The organism is Pseudomonas leptonychotis (assembly GCF_004920405.1).
GTDB classification, from domain to species: Bacteria; Pseudomonadota; Gammaproteobacteria; order Pseudomonadales; family Pseudomonadaceae; genus Aquipseudomonas; species Aquipseudomonas leptonychotis.
On sequence record NZ_RFLV01000003.1, the window covers coordinates 266684 to 282811 of the forward strand.

At 59.8% G+C, this 16128-nt stretch carries 14 protein-coding genes; 5 read left to right on the forward strand and 9 right to left on the reverse strand.

Annotated elements, in window-relative coordinates:
• Positions 1-89: 89 nt before the first annotated feature.
• The 3 genes from D8779_RS15545 to D8779_RS15555 all read left to right on the forward strand — a co-directional run bounded on the left by D8779_RS15545 (position 90) and on the right by D8779_RS15555 (position 2908).
• A complete protein-coding gene (locus D8779_RS15545) occupies positions 90-1334 on the forward strand; it encodes a TIGR03862 family flavoprotein (RefSeq protein WP_136665398.1) in 1245 nt (414 codons plus the stop codon).
• Positions 1335-1454: 120 nt separating this feature from the next.
• Positions 1455-2423 carry a response regulator gene (locus D8779_RS15550; RefSeq protein WP_405120081.1) on the forward strand — a complete coding sequence of 323 codons (969 nt, stop codon included), beginning with the start codon at positions 1455-1457 and terminating at the stop codon, positions 2421-2423.
• An 11-nt stretch (positions 2424-2434) separates the two neighbouring features.
• Positions 2435-2908 carry a PAS domain-containing protein gene (locus D8779_RS15555; RefSeq protein WP_136665400.1) on the forward strand — a complete coding sequence of 158 codons (474 nt, stop codon included), beginning with the start codon at positions 2435-2437 and terminating at the stop codon, positions 2906-2908.
• A 2-nt stretch (positions 2909-2910) separates the two neighbouring features.
• Here D8779_RS15555 and D8779_RS15560 read toward each other — a convergent pair whose 3' ends face one another.
• From D8779_RS15560 to D8779_RS15575, 4 genes are all read right to left on the reverse strand, one after another.
• Entirely contained in the window at positions 2911-4251 is a 1341-nt protein-coding gene (locus D8779_RS15560) for an RNA helicase RhlE1 (protein WP_136665401.1), read from the reverse strand.
• Between the two features lie 148 nt (positions 4252-4399).
• The gene (gene zapE, locus D8779_RS15565; RefSeq protein ID WP_136665402.1) at positions 4400-5494 is read right to left on the reverse strand and encodes a cell division protein ZapE; all 1095 of its coding nucleotides are present in this window, start codon (positions 5492-5494) and stop codon (positions 4400-4402) included.
• Between the two features lie 267 nt (positions 5495-5761).
• A complete protein-coding gene (locus D8779_RS15570; RefSeq protein ID WP_136665403.1) occupies positions 5762-7108 on the reverse strand; it encodes a tryptophan--tRNA ligase in 1347 nt (448 codons plus the stop codon).
• 44 nt (positions 7109-7152) lie between these two features.
• The gene (locus D8779_RS15575) at positions 7153-7782 is read right to left on the reverse strand and encodes an alpha/beta hydrolase (RefSeq protein ID WP_136665404.1); all 630 of its coding nucleotides are present in this window, start codon (positions 7780-7782) and stop codon (positions 7153-7155) included.
• Between the two features lie 150 nt (positions 7783-7932).
• Between D8779_RS15575 and D8779_RS15580 the strand changes: the two genes are divergently transcribed.
• A complete protein-coding gene (locus D8779_RS15580) occupies positions 7933-8370 on the forward strand; it encodes a Z-ring associated ZapG family protein (RefSeq protein ID WP_136665405.1) in 438 nt (145 codons plus the stop codon).
• 83 nt (positions 8371-8453) lie between these two features.
• Here the strand turns inward: D8779_RS15580 and cysN are convergent, their stop codons facing one another.
• The 3 genes from cysN to D8779_RS15595 form a co-directional block, all read right to left on the reverse strand.
• Positions 8454-10355 (reverse strand): sulfate adenylyltransferase subunit CysN, encoded by a 1902-nt coding sequence (cysN, locus tag D8779_RS15585; RefSeq protein WP_136665406.1) that lies wholly within the window; start codon positions 10353-10355, stop codon positions 8454-8456.
• Positions 10356-10367: 12 nt separating this feature from the next.
• Complete coding sequence (gene cysD, locus D8779_RS15590; protein WP_136665407.1) at positions 10368-11285, reverse strand: sulfate adenylyltransferase subunit CysD; 918 nt, start codon at positions 11283-11285, stop codon at positions 10368-10370.
• Positions 11286-11426: 141 nt separating this feature from the next.
• Positions 11427-12185, reverse strand: coding sequence for a Nif3-like dinuclear metal center hexameric protein (locus D8779_RS15595; protein ID WP_136665408.1), 759 nt, complete (start codon positions 12183-12185; stop codon positions 11427-11429).
• A gap of 111 nt (positions 12186-12296) precedes the next feature.
• Between D8779_RS15595 and algW the strand changes: the two genes are divergently transcribed.
• Positions 12297-13439, forward strand: coding sequence for a Do family serine endopeptidase AlgW (algW, locus tag D8779_RS15600; protein ID WP_136665409.1), 1143 nt, complete (start codon positions 12297-12299; stop codon positions 13437-13439).
• Positions 13440-13535: 96 nt separating this feature from the next.
• On the opposite strand, the gene hisC is transcribed toward algW, so the two are convergent.
• Positions 13536-14588: a histidinol-phosphate transaminase gene (hisC, locus tag D8779_RS15605; RefSeq protein ID WP_136665410.1), complete on the reverse strand. Its 1053-nt coding sequence runs from the start codon at positions 14586-14588 to the stop codon at positions 13536-13538.
• Positions 14589-14696: 108 nt separating this feature from the next.
• On the reverse strand, positions 14697-16007 hold the full coding sequence (gene hisD / locus D8779_RS15610; RefSeq protein WP_136665411.1) for a histidinol dehydrogenase: 1311 nt from the start codon (positions 16005-16007) through the stop codon (positions 14697-14699).
• Positions 16008-16128: the final 121 nt, after the last annotated feature.

Sequence of the window (16128 nt, forward strand, 5' to 3'; positions counted from 1 at the left end):
ACCGCGACCGTGCCCGAAGCTCGTCGAAATGACAAGGCCAAGGCGGCCTCGGTTAGAATGCCCACCCGCTCACCGTCCCTGATCTCATCATGACCAGCATTACCCAACAGCCTGCCCCTCGCGTTGCCATTATCGGCGGCGGCCCCGCCGGGCTAATGGCCGCCGAAGTGCTGGCCCAGGGTGGCGCGCAGGTAGATCTGTACGACGGCATGCCCTCGGTGGGGCGCAAGTTTCTGCTGGCCGGCGTGGGCGGCATGAACATCACCCATTCCGAAGCCAAACCGGCCTTTGTCGCCCGCTATGGTGAGCGCCAGCTTGAAATGGCCGAGCTACTGCAGAACTTCGATGCCAATGCCTTGCGCGCTTGGATTCACGGGCTGGGCATCGACACCTTTGTCGGCACCTCGGGCCGGGTATTCCCGACTGACATGAAAGCAGCGCCACTACTACGCGCCTGGCTCAAGCGCCTGCGCGAGTTGGGTGTGCAGATCCATACCCGCCATCGTTGGCTGGGTTGGGATACCCAAGGCGCCTTGCTGATCCATTCGCCAGCCGGCGAACAAACCGTAACCGTTGACGCCACGCTGCTGGCCCTCGGCGGCGGCAGCTGGGCGCGGCTGGGTTCGGACGCGGCCTGGGTGACGCTGTTAGAGGCGCGCGGCGTGCAGCTCGCGCCTTTGCAAGCGAGCAACTGCGGCTTTGATGTGGCGGCCTGGAGCCCGTTTCTGCGCGATAAGTTTGCCGGCGCACCATTAAAGAACGTCAGCCTCAATCTACCGGATGAAACGCCGCGTCTCGGTGAGTTCGTACTGACCGCCGGTGGCATCGAAGGCAGCCTGGTGTATGCCCTGTCGGCAAACATACGCGAGACGATCAACCGGCACGGCAGCGCCACGGTGCACCTCGACCTGCTGCCACAAACGCCGCTGAGCAAGCTGCTTGCTGCCCTAAGCAAACCCCGCGGCTCACAATCGATGGCCAAACACCTGCATCGCCAGGCTGGCATCGATGGCGTCAAAGCCGCTCTGCTACGCGAGCTGGCTAGCGCGGCATGCTTCGACGCCCCAAAGCAGCTAGCCAACGCCATAAAGGCCCTGCCCATTACCCTGATACGCCCGCGTCCGCTGGATGAAGCTATCAGCACGGCTGGCGGGGTACCTTTCGAGCAGCTTGATAAACACCTGATGCTCAAGCCACTGCCCGGCACCTTCTGCGCCGGAGAAATGCTCGATTGGGAAGCTCCAACCGGGGGCTATTTGTTGACTGCCTGCTTCGCCAGCGGCCGCCGCGCCGCCCTTGGCGCCCTCGAATGGCTGCAAAACCCGACCGAATAAGCACCCCGCACAAAAGCCTAAGCGGCTATGCTGAGTGAAAACCGTCCCAGAGCGGTGTTCTTCCACGCGCACAGGTAATCTTTCGCCTTGATTCCTCTAGTGGTCTGCGACGACTCCAACATGGCGCGCAAGCAATTGATCCGCGCCCTGCCTCCCGAATGGCCGGTGACCATCAGCCAGGCCACCAACGGCCAGGAAGCCCTTACTGCGCTGCGTCAGGGCCTTGGTCAGGTGATGCTGTTGGACCTGACCATGCCGGTAATGGACGGCTACGAAACCTTGGCGGCGATCCGTGCCGAAGGTTTGGCTTGCAAGGTGCTGGTGGTCTCCGGCGACGTACAGGATGAAGCTGTACGCCGGGTCAAGGAACTCGGTGCCCTGGCCTTTATCAAGAAACCTGCTGACCCCGAAGTTCTGCGTAGCACCCTGCTCGAACTCGGCTTGTTCGACCCCAAAGCCACGCCCGGCGCCGTAGCCCAAGCCGCACTACTGGATGACCTCAAGGTTAACTTCCGCGATGCCCTGCGTGAGATCACCAACGTTGCCATGGGCCGCGCCGCCGCGTTACTGGCCAAAGCACTCGGCGTGTTCGTACAGCTGCCGGTGCCGCAGGTGAATATCTTCGAAGTCAGCGAACTGCACATGACCCTCACCGACGCCATGCATGGCGAGCGCATGAGCGCCGTATGCCAGGGCTTTATCGGCGACGGCATCGCTGGTGAATCACTGCTGCTGTTCCATGATTCGGAAGTGGCCGACATGGCGCGCTTGCTCAACTGGCAGCCCAAAGACGACCTGGAAACCTCGGAAATGCTGCTGGATCTGGCCAGTATCATCATCGGAGCATGCCTCTCCGGGATCGCTGAGCAGATCGATGTGCGCTTTTCCCAGGGGCATCCGCAACTGCTCGGCCAACACTCTTCCATCGAGCAACTGATTCACCTCAATCAGCGGCGCTGGAAAAAGACCCTGGCAGTGGAAGTCAGCTACAGCCTGGAGGCGCACAACATTCACTTCGACTTGCTGCTGCTGTTTACCGAAGACTCGATCAAACGTCTGACCAACAAGCTCAACTACCTGATGAACTAGGCCACCCACCTATGCCCGCACAGATTGATATTAAAGAAGTGCACTGGCTGCTCGACATCGTGCAGTGCATCGACGTTGGCGTCATCGTGCTCGACCGCCAATATCAGGTCGAGGTATGGAACAGTTTTATGGAAAACCACTCCGGCATGGGCCCGGATGAGGTGCACGGCAAAACCCTGTTCAGCCTGTTCCCAGAGATAAACGAGGTTTGGTTAAAACGTAAGGTCGATACGGTTGTGCAACTGGGCACCCGTGCGTTCAGCCTATGGGAGCAGCACCCGTACCTGATGCACTTCAAGAATTACCAACCCATCACCGGGCAGGAAGAATTTATGTACCAGAACGTCACCCTGTTACCCCTGGCCGGCGCCACCGGCGAGGTCGAGCACATCTGCGTGGTGATCTACGACATGACCGCCGCCGCTACCCACAAGAAGCAGCTGGCAGCGGCCCAAGCCGCCGCGCAAACCGCCGCACAAGCCTGAGGCTACTTGGTAAATTTCCCCGGCTTGCCGGCTACGCCACCAAAGCTCGGCACCTTGCGCACGGCTTTGACAACGGGAGCTGCCGGCTCATCGGTCTCCATCCAGCGGCCCAGACTCCCGCTCTTACCGCCGCCAACCACTTTCGGCTTCTTGGCCTTCTTCGGCTTTTTCACCACCTGACCGCCTGGAAGGGTTTGCGGGACGCGGTGATCGGGGATGAAGTCGGGCTCATCGACACGCTGCAGCACTTGCTGGGTCAGGGTTTCGATGGCCGACAACAGCTGCACTTCATCAGCGCAGACCAGCGACACCGCCTGCCCCGTGGAGCCGGCACGCCCGGTACGGCCGATGCGGTGCACATAGTCCTCGGCGACGGTGGGCAGGTCGAAATTCACCACCAACGGCATGGTATCGATATCCAGACCACGGGCCGCCACATCGGTTGCCACCAGCACCTTGACCTCACCGTCCTTGAACCGCTGCAAAGCCCGCTGCCGCGTGGCCTGGGGCTTGTCGCCATGGATCGCGTCGGCGCTGATGCCGTGACGCTGCAACTCGGCTTCCAGCTCATCAACACCCTTGCGGGTTTTCACGAACACCAGCGCCTGACTCCAGCGCTTGGTCTGATACAGATGCAGAAATAGCTCGCCTTTGCGCTTTTTATCCACAGGAATCAGCCACTGCTTGACCGATTTGGCCGCCGCATTACGCGGGCTGACCTCAATGCTCAGCGGGTCATTGAGCATCTCGCTGGCCATGCTGCGGATGACGTCGGAGAACGTGGCGGAAAACAGCAAGGTTTGCCGCTTTTTCGGCAACACACGAAACACATCCTCCAACTCGCTGGCAAAACCCAGGTCGAGCATGCGGTCGGCTTCGTCCAGCACCAGGGTCTGTACCTGGTTGAACTTCACCGCTTTCTGCCGGTAAAGATCGAGCAAACGCCCCGGCGTGGCCACCAGCACATCCACACCTTTGCGCAGCTTCATCATCTGCGGGTTGATACTCACCCCGCCATACGCGGCAAAACTGCGCAGTGGCAGGTGTTGGCCGTAGGTCACAAAGCTCTGCAACACCTGTTCGGCCAGCTCGCGGGTCGGCACCAACACCAGTGCCCGCACTGAGTTGCTCGCCACCTCGGGGCCTTCCATCATCAGCCGCTGCAACACCGGCAGGGCAAAACCGGCGGTCTTGCCGGTACCGGTCTGCGCCGCAGCCATCAGGTCGCGACCCTGAAGAATCGGCACAATGGCCTGCGCCTGCACGGCGGTGGGGGTTTTGTAGTCGAGGCTATCGAGGGTGCGCAGCAGAGGCTCGATCAGACCGAGGGAGGCAAAGGTCATAGGGTTACCACAAAGGGCTAAAAGGCGATGGTGCTGAGTTTATCCTGCCTGACGGCAAGCGGCCCGCTTGTCTTTACACACATCAGTCTGGGCAATAACGAAATAGCCCGGACAAATCCGGGCTATTTGCAGGCGTAAACGCGCTGGATTAAGGCTTGTGCGCGCGCGCCAGGAACTCGTGAGACTGCATTTCCAGCAAGCGGCTAAGGGTGCGCTGGAACTCGAACGTCAGGCGACCGCCGGTGTACAGATCTTTGAGTTCCACTTCGGCGGAGATGATCAGTTTGACGTTACGGTCGTAAAACTCATCCACCAAGTTGATAAAGCGCCGCGCCATGTCTTCCTTGGCCACGCTCATCTGCTCGACATTGGCCAGGATCACCGCGTGGAAGATCTTGCCCAGCTCGATGTAGTCGTTCTGGCTGCGTGGGCCATCGCACAGTTCGCGAAATTCAAACCAGGCCACGTCGTCGCCTTCTTTGCGCGCCATGATCGCGCGATTCTCGATCATCAACGGCTTGTTCTCTTCCACCAGACAGTGCTCGGGCAACAAGCTACGGAAGCTCTTTTCCAAACTGACTTCGGCCTCAGCGTCCAGCGGCCAGTGGAACAATTCGGCCTGCTCCAGGGCGCGCAGGCGGTAATCGACGCCACTGTCGACGTTGACCACATCGGTGTGCTGCTTAACCAAGGCAATCGCCGGCAGGAAGCGCGCACGTTGTAGACCGTCCTTGTACAGACCGTCAGGGACGATGTTGGAGGTCGCCACCAGGGTCACGCCATTCTTGAACAGCTCCTCCAGCAAGGTGGCCAGGATCATGGCGTCAGTAATGTCGGACACGAAGAACTCGTCGAAGCAGATCACCCGCGCCTCGTCGGCGAAACGCTTGCCGATAATGGTCAGCGGGTTCTTCTCGCCCTTGAGGGTGCGCATTTCTTCGTGCACGCGCTTCATAAAGCGGTGGAAGTGGGTGCGCACCTTGCGGTCGAAGGGCAGCGCATCGAAGAAAGTGTCAACCAGATAGGTCTTGCCGCGCCCGACCCCACCCCAGAAATACAGCCCTTTGACCGGCCCTTGCGGCTTCTTACCAAACAACTTGCCTAGCAACCCAGTCGACGCGTTTTCACTGGCGACCAGGTCGTCATACAGCCGCTGCAGATGGCGCACCGCAGTTTCCTGGGCGGCATCATGGAAGAAATCGGGGCGTTTGAGGTCGGCCTGGTAGCGTTCTAGGGGGGTCATAAATTCGTTAGCCGGGCAAGTAAAACGGGGGCGTCACTTTAGCGACGCACCCGTTACTTGGCAATCGGCTTATCAAGGCATACCGATCCGTGGGAGGGGCTTTAGCCGCGACACCAACAAGCTGTCGCGGCTAAAGCCCCTCCCACAAAGTCATCGATCCGCACATCATGCCTGAGGCGCCAGAATCGTAGGATGGGTTGAGCCTGCGATACCCATCAAGCATGGCCGCCATGGGTATCGTTTCGCTCAACCCAGCCTACCGAGTGTTTACTCGGCTGGGGCCAAGGCCTCGCGCAAGCGCTGAACGGCTGCCTGGCGGGCGCTGCTGTCGGCGAACGCTGGGCTTTGCGCCACGCATTCGTCGTCCAACCAGACGCCGAAGCCACCATCTTGTTCACGCACATCCAGCGCTTCGCCAGACTGCAGGCGCTTGTTAACCATACCCGCGGCCTTGCCGTCGGCGAACGACTTGGACAGCAGCAACTGCTCGCCTGCCGCATCCAGCAGGCGGAAGCGGAAGCTGCCGTCATCGTCGCGGAAGCTGACAAAGCGCGCGCTCTTGCCGGTTTTTTTCTTCTCGCCAGCAGCACTGCTCGCCTGGCTGCGGAAAGAGCGCAGGCCCACGGCCTCACGCAGCTCGCCAAGAAACGGCGTGGCAGTCTTGCGCGCCTTGGCGGCGCCGGCCAACAGGATATCTTCCAGGTCAGCCGGCTTTCCGATCAGCGCGTGATAACGCTCGCGGGCCTCACCCAGCTCGGCTTCAAGCAGGCTGCACAGCGCCTGCTTGGCTTCGCCCCAGCCCAGACCGTCTTGCAGTGCTGCGCGAAAGTCCGCCTGCTGGGTGGGTGCAGCAAAGGCTTGATAGAGAGTAAACAGGTGCGAACTGTCCGGATCTTTCGGCTCGCCGGGCAGTTTGGAGTCAGTGACGACTCGCGCAACGGCGTCCTTCAACTGCTTGGCACTGCCGAACAACGGGATGGTGTTGTCGTAGCTCTTGCTCATCTTGCGCCCGTCGAGGCCGGGCAAGGTCGCCACGTCTTCCTCGATCACCGCTTCAGGCAGGGTGAACAGCTCCTTGCCCTGGCCAAACAGGTGGTTGAAGCGCTGCGCGATATCGCGGGCCATTTCCACGTGCTGAATCTGGTCGCGACCAACCGGCACCTTGTGCGCATTGAACATCAAGATGTCCGCCGCCATCAGCACCGGGTAACTGAACAGCCCCATGGTGATGCCCGCATCCGGGTCTTCACCTTGCTCGACGTTCTTGTCCACCGAAGCCTTGTAGGCGTGGGCGCGGTTAAGCAGGCCCTTGCCTGCAACGCAGGTCAGCAGCCAGCACAGCTCGGGGATTTCAGGAATATCCGACTGCCGGTAGAAGGTTGCCTTGTCGGTATCCAGCCCCAGCGCCAGCCAGGTGGCCGCGATTTCCAGGCGTGAACGCTGGATACGCGCCGGCTCGTCGCACTTGATCAGTGCGTGATAGTCAGCGAGGAAGTAGAACGAGTCAGCATCGGCGGCACGACTGGCAACGATGGCCGGGCGAATCGCGCCCGCATAGTTGCCCAGGTGCGGGGTGCCGGTGGTGGTGATGCCGGTAAGGATACGAGTGGTCATAACGTTCGCTTATTCGGTTGAGCGTTTTCAGCGCTACAAACAGTTCAAAGACGCGGCGCCAACAGATCTTTGAGATCCGTTAACTTGCCGTGAAAAAAGTGGCCGCATTCTGCCACTTTCAGCAGCTCATGGGCACGTCCGAGTGCTGCCGACCAGTCGTAAACCACCTGCGGGTCGATCACTTCGTCGTCTTCGGGCTGAATCAGGATCAGCGGGCAACTGCTGGCTGGGGGATTTTCTTCGGTCAGGCGATGCACCGCCGGGGCCACCATAAACAGCTTGTTGAGCGTCACCCCTTGGGCTTCCAAACGCGCGCCGAGGGCAGCGGCGACAAAACCACCAAAGGAGAAGCCCAGCAGCGTCAGCGGCAACTGCGGATATTGTGCACGCAGCCAATTGGCCACAGCCTCAGCATCATCCACTTCACCGCTGGCCATATCGTGGCTGCCAGCGCTGGCACCGACGCCGCGGTAATTAAAGCGCAACGTGGCCAGGCCATTGTCGCGAGCCGTACGCTGCAAGGTCGAAACAACCTTGTTAAGCATGGTGCCGCCCTGCACCGGATTGGGGTGACAGATTAGCGCTACCCCGCGGGCGTCGGGGGTATCCTGCCAGAGGGCTTCGAGTTGGCCGCTGGGGCCGGCAATCATCAAAGGGGTTTCGCGGGTGAGCAAGAGGGAACTCCGTGACCTCGCAGTGGGTCGACTCGTCTAGCTGACAGCCTGCGACGCAGACACGCCATACATAACATGGCGCGCTTTGCGGTATACAGCGCAGGTTCGAGCCGTTAACGTAAAGCAAAGCCGTATAGAGAGGAAGGACTCGTGGAACAGACGCTCACCGCCTGGTTGCTACCCGCCATTACCCTGGTAGCCGGCATTGCCATTGGCTTCCTGATCGCCCGCCTGGCACCCAATGCAGCTCCAAGCCGCACCCAACGCCAGCTGGACGAAATTCAAGAACGTTTCGACAGTTACCAAAGTGAAGTGGTTACCCACTTCAATACCACTGCCAATCTGGTGAAGAAACTCAGCCAGACCCAACTGGATGTGCAGCAACACTTGTCCGACGGGGCCAACCGCCTTGCCCTCGACGAGCTCACCCGCCAGCGCCTGCTCGCCACCTTGCATACAGAAGATAGCGGCGAAAAGCGCGAACGCCTGAAAGCACCGACACATCACGAAATGCCCAAGGACTACGCACCAAAAAATGCCGACGTACCGGGCATGCTGGATGAAAGCTACGGGTTGAAGAACAAGTAATAGTCACTGACTCGGTTGCTGCGGCGACCAGGCAGCCAACAAAAAGCCCCGCGCTAGGCGGGGCTTTTTGTTCTGTCGCGGATTTAGATCGCGCCACGCTCACGCAGCAGTGCCAACACCTGCTTGACGCCGTCTTCCACCGACGCCGTCTGCGTGTCGATCACCAGATCGGCATTCAGCGGGATGTCGTACGGGAAGGACTCGCCCGGAATGTTGTCGCCAGCGGCGGCATACAGCCCCTGCGGGTCACGCTCGGCGCAGACCTGCGGTGAAGCCTGCACATACACGGTGATCAGGCGCTCAGCACCGATCAGCGATTTGGCTTGCTCGCGCCCTTCAGCATCTGGCGCGACAAAGGCCGCCAACGTCAGCAAGCCGGCTTCGTTGAACTGACGTGCAACGTGAGCCGCACGACGCCAGTTCTCGGTACGCCCGGCACGGTCCTGCGGCAGACCTTTGTTCAGGTCGTGACGCAGGTTCTGGCCATCCAGCACATAGACCGCACGACCCATGTCAAACAGCTTGCGTTCCACCGCATAGGCCAGAGTGCTCTTACCAGCGCCCGACAGGCCACTGAACAGCACAGTTGCCGGCTGCTGACCGAGACGCGCAGCACGCTCCTCTGTGGAAACGTGAGCCAGCTTGCCGTGATGACCGCCCGAGCTCTGCACACCTATGGGTTCGGCGATGATCATGCCCGCGCCAACGGTGCCGTTGGTCAGACGATCAATGATGATAAACGAGCCGGTGGTGCGGTTGTGCGCATAGCCGTCCAGCGCAATCGGTGCATCCAGTGCGATGCGCACCTGGCCGATTTCGTTGAGTTGCAAGCTGCTCGCCGCACCCTCTTCCAGGGTATTTACATCCACCCGGTGAGCGATGCTGGCAATCGAGCCTGGCACATAGCTGGTGGCGCGTTTGATGTCGTATTTCTTGCCCGGCAGCATCGGCTCTTCGGCCATCCACACCAGCATGGCATCGAAGCTGTCGACCACCTGCGGGCGGTTATCGCCATGCACCAGCATGTCGCCACGCGACACGTCGATTTCGTCTTCCAGGGTGATGGTAATCGCCTGGCCTGGGCCGGCCTGCTCCAACTCACCGTCAAAGGTGACGATGGACTTGACCTTGCTGCCTTTGCCCGATGGCAGCGCGATAACCTCGTCACCCTTGCGCACGATGCCGCTGGCCAGGGTGCCGGCGAAACCACGGAAGTTGAGGTTGGGGCGGTTGACGTACTGCACCGGGAAGCGCAGGTCATCGAAGTTACGGTCGCCTGCCACCTCAACAGTCTCAAGAATTTCCATCAGCGACTGGCCGTCGTACCAAGGCGACTGCTCGCTCTTGTTAACCACATTGTCGCCCTTGAGCGCCGACATCGGCACGAAGTGCATCGAACTTGGCTTGAAGGCAATGCCTTCAACAAACGCCAAGTAGTCGGCCTTGATCTGCTCAAACACGCCCTGATCGAAGCCCTTGAGGTCCATCTTGTTGACCGCAATGACGATGTGCTTGATGCCCAGCAAGGAGGCGATAAAGCTGTGGCGCTTGGTCTGAGTCTGCACGCCGTAACGGGCGTCGATCAGAATAATCGCCAGGTCGCAGTTGGACGCGCCTGTGGCCATGTTGCGCGTGTACTGCTCATGGCCAGGGGTGTCGGCGATGATGAACTTGCGCCTGGTGGTGCTGAAATAGCGATAGGCCACATCGATGGTGATGCCTTGCTCGCGCTCGGCCTGCAGGCCATCGACCAGCAGCGCCAAGTCGATGTCTTCACCAGTGGTGCCGACCTTTTTCGAGTCTTTGGTGATGGCATCCAGATGGTCTTCATAGATCATCTTGGAGTCATGCAGCAGACGGCCAATCAGGGTGCTTTTACCGTCGTCGACGTTGCCGCAGGTAAGAAAGCGCAACAGCTCTTTACGCTCGTGCTGGCCCAGGTAGGCGAGGATGTCCTCGCTGATCAATTCGGATTGGTGCGACATATTAACCCCTGCTTAGAAATAGCCCTGACGTTTCTTCTCTTCCATCGAGCCGCTGGAGTCATGGTCGATGACTCGGCCTTGGCGCTCAGAGGTTTTGGCCAACAGCATTTCCTGAATGATTTCCGGCAAACTGGTTGCCGTGGACTCCACCGCGCCAGTCAGCGGGTAGCAGCCCAGGGTACGGAAGCGCACCATCTTCTTATGGATGCTGGCTTTCTGTTCTGGGGTGAGGTGTTCGAGGATGCGCTCGTCGTCGATCATGATCAACGCGCCGTTCATCTCGATCACTTCGCGCTCTTCGGCGAAGTACAGCGGCACGATCGGGATGCTTTCCAGATAGATGTACTGCCAGATATCCAGCTCGGTCCAGTTGGACAGCGGGAATACGCGGATCGACTCGCCCTTCTTGACGTTGCCGTTGTACACATTCCACAGCTCGGGGCGCTGATTCTTCGGGTCCCAGCGGTGCTTGCTATCGCGGAAGGAATACACGCGCTCTTTAGCGCGGGATTTCTCTTCGTCGCGGCGCGCGCCACCAAAGGCGGCATCGAAGCCGTACTGATCCAGTGCCTGCTTGAGGCCCTCGGTCTTCATCACGTCGGTGTGCTTGGCACTGCCGTAGGTGAAGGGGTTCATGTCCTGCGCCACGCCATCAGGATTGATGTGGGTGATCAGTTCAAGGCCATACTCGTTGACCATTTTCTCGCGAAAAGCGTACATCTCCTGGAATTTCCAGCGAGTATCGATGTGCATCACCGGGAACGGCAGCTTGCCAGGGAAAAACGCCTTGCGCGCCAGATGCAGCATCACCGCGGAGTCTTTACCGATGGAATAGAGCATTACCGGGTTATCGAATTCGGCGGCCACTTCACGAATGATGTGGATACTTTCCGCCTCAAGCTGTTTCAGGTGGGTCAGTTTATCGAGCATGGCTACTCACGCGTTGCAATGTGTTTGGGCCGGCGGCCGCGGACGAAGGCGCACTCTAGCACAGCACCTTCGTCTAATCAGGAGAGCGGTTAGATCGAAACGATCTAGCTTTATGCCTGCACAAGAGGCCGTAATCCGGCCTCAGATGGGGTTGGGACAATCGATAAAGAGATGCTCGGTGGCGAAGCGCTTGGCCAGGTATTCACCTAAAGCCTGGACCCCGTAACGCTCAGTCGCGTGGTGACCGGCCGCAATAAAGCTGATGCCATTTTCCCGCGCACTGTGGAATGTTTGCTCAGAGGCTTCCCCCGTCAGGTACAGGTCAACTCCGGCAGAGATGGCTTGATCGATGTAGCCCTGACCGCCACCCGTGCACCAGCCAATACGGCGAATCATCTCGCGCCCCTCGACCAGCAGCGGCTCACGTCCGAGCACTTGCTGCACATGACGGGCAAAATCATGTGGGCTCATGGCTTCGGCGAGCGAACCGATCAGGCCTACGGTGCGCGGGTTTCCCGGTTCCAACGGGCCTTCCACGGTAATGCCCAACTGCGCCGCCAGTTGCACGTTATTGCCCACCTCGGGATGCACGTCGAGCGGCAGATGATAGGCCAGCAGGCTGATGTCATTGGCCAGCAGGGTCTGTAAACGCCGGCGCTTCATCCCAGTGATGCAGGGGTTTTCGCCCTTCCAGAAGTAACCATGATGCACCAGCAGTACATCCGCTTCAGCCTCGACGGCGGCATCGATCAGCGCCTGGCTGGCCGTCACGCCACTGACGATGCGGCGTACCTGCGGGCGCCCCTCGACCTGCAGACCATTGGGGCAATAATCACTGATACGCGCAGCATTCAGGTAGCGGTCCGCTTCCTCCACCAGAGTTGTCAGGGCAATAGCCATAGCGTTTCCTTAATCAAGCGTTACGAGGCGCTGCTTTATTACCAGCCGCTTCCCTATAATGGCGCACCTTAAGGGGCGTGCCCGCCCCTCGCAACCCTCAGGATTGGATCGATGTTCAAGGCCCTGCGTATATTCGGCTGGCCCCTGCTGGTCGGCGTGCTATCGGCACTGCTGATCATGCAATATTTCCCTCAATGGGTCGGTTTACCGGGGCAGGATGTCAACGTGCGCCAAGCGCCGTTCTATAGCCGCATGCAGGAAGGCCCGGTGTCCTATGCCGAAGCGGTTACGACCGCCTCCCCCGCCGTCGCTAACCTGTACACCACCAAGTACTCAAACAAGTCCACCCATCCACTGTTTGAAGACCCACAGTTTCGCAAGTTCTTCGGCGACAACCTGCCCAAGCAGCGGCGCATGGAATCGAGCCTAGGTTCGGCCGTTATCATGAGCCCGGAAGGCTATCTGCTGACCAATAACCACGTGGTCGCCGATGCCGACCAGATAGTAGTGGCACTAAAAGACGGCCGCGAAACCCTGGCACGACTGATTGGCAGTGACCCGGAAACGGATCTGGCGGTGCTGAAGATCGACCTGCAAAACCTACCGTTCATCACCCTAGGCCGCTCGGATAACATCCGCATTGGTGACGTCAGCCTGGCCATCGGCAACCCTTTTGGGGTCGGTCAGACCGTGACCATGGGCATCATCAGCGCCACCGGGCGCAACCAGCTGGGCCTTAATACCTATGAAGACTTTATCCAGACTGACGCGGCGATCAACCCCGGCAATTCCGGCGGTGCACTGGTCGACGCCTACGGCAATTTAGTCGGTATCAACACCGCCATATTCTCCAAGTCTGGCGGCTCGCAAGGCATCGGCTTTGCCATCCCGGTGAAACTGGCCATGGAGGTGATGCGGGCGATTATCGAGCATGGCCAGGTGATTCGTGGCTGGCTGGGTATTGAAGTGCAACCACTGACGCCGGAACTGGCAGAGTCCTTTGGCCTGGATGGTCGCCCCGGCATTGTCGTGGCCGGCATCTATCGCGACGGTCCTGCGCAGAAGGCTGGCTTGCAACCGGGCGACCTGATCCTCAGCATCGACGGTGAAGCAGCCGGTGATGGCCGCCGCTCAATGAACCAAGTGGCCCGCGCCAAACCGGGCGATAAGATCCGCATCGACATCCTGCGCAATAGCAAACCATTGCAACTGACCGCTGAAATCGGCGTGCGCCCGCCCGCACAAGGCAAATAATCGCCGCCATTCACCCCGTATCGACACAGTCTTTATGCGTTAAAGCGGCATAAAAAAGCCGGAGGTTGAACGCTCCGGCTTTTGCACAACGCTGACCTACAGGCCCTGCAGCGCATCCAACAGCGCCTGGTTTTGCTCCGGTGTACCGATGGTAATCCGCAGGAACTGGGCAATGCGCGCTTGCTTGAAGTGCCGCACGATCACGCCCTGCTCACGCAGGCCAGCAGCCAGCGTCGCGGCATCTTTATCCGGGTGCCGAGCAAAAACGAAGTTCGCGGCAGACGGCAGCACCGCAAAGCCCAGCTTCTCCAACCCAGCCACCACAGCTGTGCGACTGTCGATCACGCGCTGACAGGTCTGCTGGAAATACGCCTTGTCCGCAAACGCCGCCGCCGCGCCGGCAATTGCCATGCGATCCAGCGGATAAGAGTTGAAGCTGTTCTTGATCCGCTCCAGCGCCTCGATTAGATCTGGATGGCCGACTGCGATACCAACCCGCAAACCGGCCAGCGAGCGTGATTTAGATAGGGTTTGGCTAACCAGCAGGTTCGGATATTTATCTACTAGGCTGATCGCCGTCTCGCCACCAAAGTCGATATAGGCCTCATCGACCAGCACCACAGTATCCGGATTGGCCTTGAGCAGACGCTCAATCGCCTCTAGTCCCAGCGCGCAACCAGTCGGCGCATTCGGGTTAGGGAAAATGATGCCGCCGTTGGGCCGCGCATAATCCTCAACGCGAATCTGGAACTGCTCATCCAACGCAATCTGCTCAGAAGTGATGCCGTACAGGCCGCAATAGACCGGATAGAAGCTGTAACTGATGTCCGGGAACAGCAGCGGCTGGCCGTGCTGAAACAGGCCGTGAAAGGCATGCGCCAGCACTTCATCAGAACCGTTGCCGACGAACACTTGAGCCGTTTGCACACCGTAATAGTCGGCCACTGCTTGCTTCAAGCGGTCGCTATTGGGGTCCGGGTACAGACGCAGGCTATCATTCAGCTCGGCCTGCATGGCCGCGATTGCCTTGGGCGACGGGCCGTAGGGGTTTTCGTTGGTGTTGAGTTTGACCAGCTTGGCCAGTTTCGGCTGCTCACCCGGCACATAAGGCACCAGGTCTTTGACGAAGGGGCTCCAGAATTTGCTCATCTGCCCTTCTCTCCTCGAATTCGATTTTTGTAGGGTGGACAACGCTTTTTTGTCCACCGTAATTACATGCACATAAGGTGGACAAGCAGAGCATTGTCCACCCTACGCTCAACCCTTGATGCGGTACTCGGCGCTACGGGCGTGGGCGGTCAGCGACTCGCCACGCGCCAGGACGCTGGCAATCTTGCCCAGCTCCGACGCACCTTCGGCCGAACAATGGATGATCGACGAGCGCTTCTGGAAGTCGTAAACACCCAGCGGCGAAGAGTAGCGCGCAGTGCCAGAGGTCGGCAGCACGTGGTTCGGCCCGGCGCAGTAATCACCCAGCGCCTCTGCGGTGTAACGACCCATAAAGATCGCGCCGGCGTGGCGGATCAGCGGCAGGTATTGCTCTGGGTTTTCCACCGACAGCTCCAAGTGTTCCGGCGCAATACGATTGGCCACCTCGATGGCCTGGGCCATATCGGCAACCTGGATCAGCGCGCCACGACCTTCCAGCGAAGTGCGGGCAATCGTTTCACGCTCCAGCGTCGGCAGCAGTTTGGCGATGCTTTCAGCCACACGATCAAGGAAGGCGGCGTCCGGGCTGACCAGAATCGACTGGGCGTCTTCATCGTGCTCGGCCTGAGAGAACAGGTCCATGGCGATCCAGTCCGGATCAGTCTGGCCATCGCACACCACGAGAATTTCCGAAGGGCCGGCGATCATATCGATGCCGACCTTGCCAAACACATGGCGCTTGGCGGTGGCGACATAGATATTGCCAGGGCCAACGATCTTGTCCACCGGCGGCACGCTTTCGGTGCCATAAGCCAGCGCAGCGACAGCCTGAGCGCCACCAATGGTGAACACCCGGTCAACGCCGGCAATACAGGCGGCGGCGAGCACCAGCTCATTGATTTCGCCACGCGGCGTTGGCACCACCATCACCACTTCCAGTACACCGGCGACCTTGGCCGGAATGGCGTTCATCAACACCGAAGATGGGTACGACGCCTTACCACCCGGCACATACAGACCGGCGCGATCCAGCGGGGTGACTTTTTGCCCCAACACCGTGCCGTCGGCTTCGGTGTAACTCCAGGAGTCCTGTTTCTGTCGTTCGTGGTAGCTGCGCACACGCTCTGCTGCAACTTCCAGCGCGCTGCGCTGCTCCGGCGTGATGCGGGTCAGGGCCAACTCCAGACGCTCGCGCGGCAGAATCAGATCCGCCATGGAAGCCACATCCAGGCCATCGAACTGCTTGGTGAACTCGACCAGCGCCGCGTCACCACGCTCACGCACGGCCTTGATGATGTCGAGCACGCGATGATTGACCGTATCGTCCGAAACACTTTCCCAGCTCAGCAGATGATCCAGATGCTGGGCAAAGTCCTGGTCAGCGGCATTGAGTCGGCGGATAGCGATAGGAGCGGTCATAGCGGGCCTCTTAATTGGCAAATGCTCGGGCGCCCGTAGCGTAACAACCACTCCGCGCGGGCACCTGAGAATTTTGGCTATAACGCGGATAGGCTAGGCCGCACAGGGGCGGCCATGGGAC

Excerpts from the sequence above, each read along its gene's own strand:
- hisC (WP_136665410.1), bottom strand. The coding sequence starts at position 14,588 with ATGAGCAAATTCTGGAGCCCCTTCGTCAAAGACCTGGTGCCTTATGTG.
- D8779_RS15560 (WP_136665401.1), bottom strand. The coding sequence starts at position 4,251 with ATGACCTTTGCCTCCCTCGGTCTGATCGAGCCTCTGCTGCGCACCCTC.
- cysN (WP_136665406.1), bottom strand. The coding sequence starts at position 10,355 with ATGTCGCACCAATCCGAATTGATCAGCGAGGACATCCTCGCCTACCTG.
- algW (WP_136665409.1), top strand. The coding sequence starts at position 12,297 with ATGTTCAAGGCCCTGCGTATATTCGGCTGGCCCCTGCTGGTCGGCGTG.
- D8779_RS15570 (WP_136665403.1), bottom strand. The coding sequence starts at position 7,108 with ATGACCACTCGTATCCTTACCGGCATCACCACCACCGGCACCCCGCAC.
- D8779_RS15550 (WP_405120081.1), top strand. The coding sequence starts at position 1,455 with ATGGCGCGCAAGCAATTGATCCGCGCCCTGCCTCCCGAATGGCCGGTG.
- cysD (WP_136665407.1), bottom strand. The coding sequence starts at position 11,285 with ATGCTCGATAAACTGACCCACCTGAAACAGCTTGAGGCGGAAAGTATC.
- zapE (WP_136665402.1), bottom strand. The coding sequence starts at position 5,494 with ATGACCCCCCTAGAACGCTACCAGGCCGACCTCAAACGCCCCGATTTC.
- hisD (WP_136665411.1), bottom strand. The coding sequence starts at position 16,007 with ATGACCGCTCCTATCGCTATCCGCCGACTCAATGCCGCTGACCAGGAC.
- D8779_RS15595 (WP_136665408.1), bottom strand. The coding sequence starts at position 12,185 with ATGGCTATTGCCCTGACAACTCTGGTGGAGGAAGCGGACCGCTACCTG.
- D8779_RS15555 (WP_136665400.1), top strand. The coding sequence starts at position 2,435 with ATGCCCGCACAGATTGATATTAAAGAAGTGCACTGGCTGCTCGACATC.
- D8779_RS15545 (WP_136665398.1), top strand. The coding sequence starts at position 90 with ATGACCAGCATTACCCAACAGCCTGCCCCTCGCGTTGCCATTATCGGC.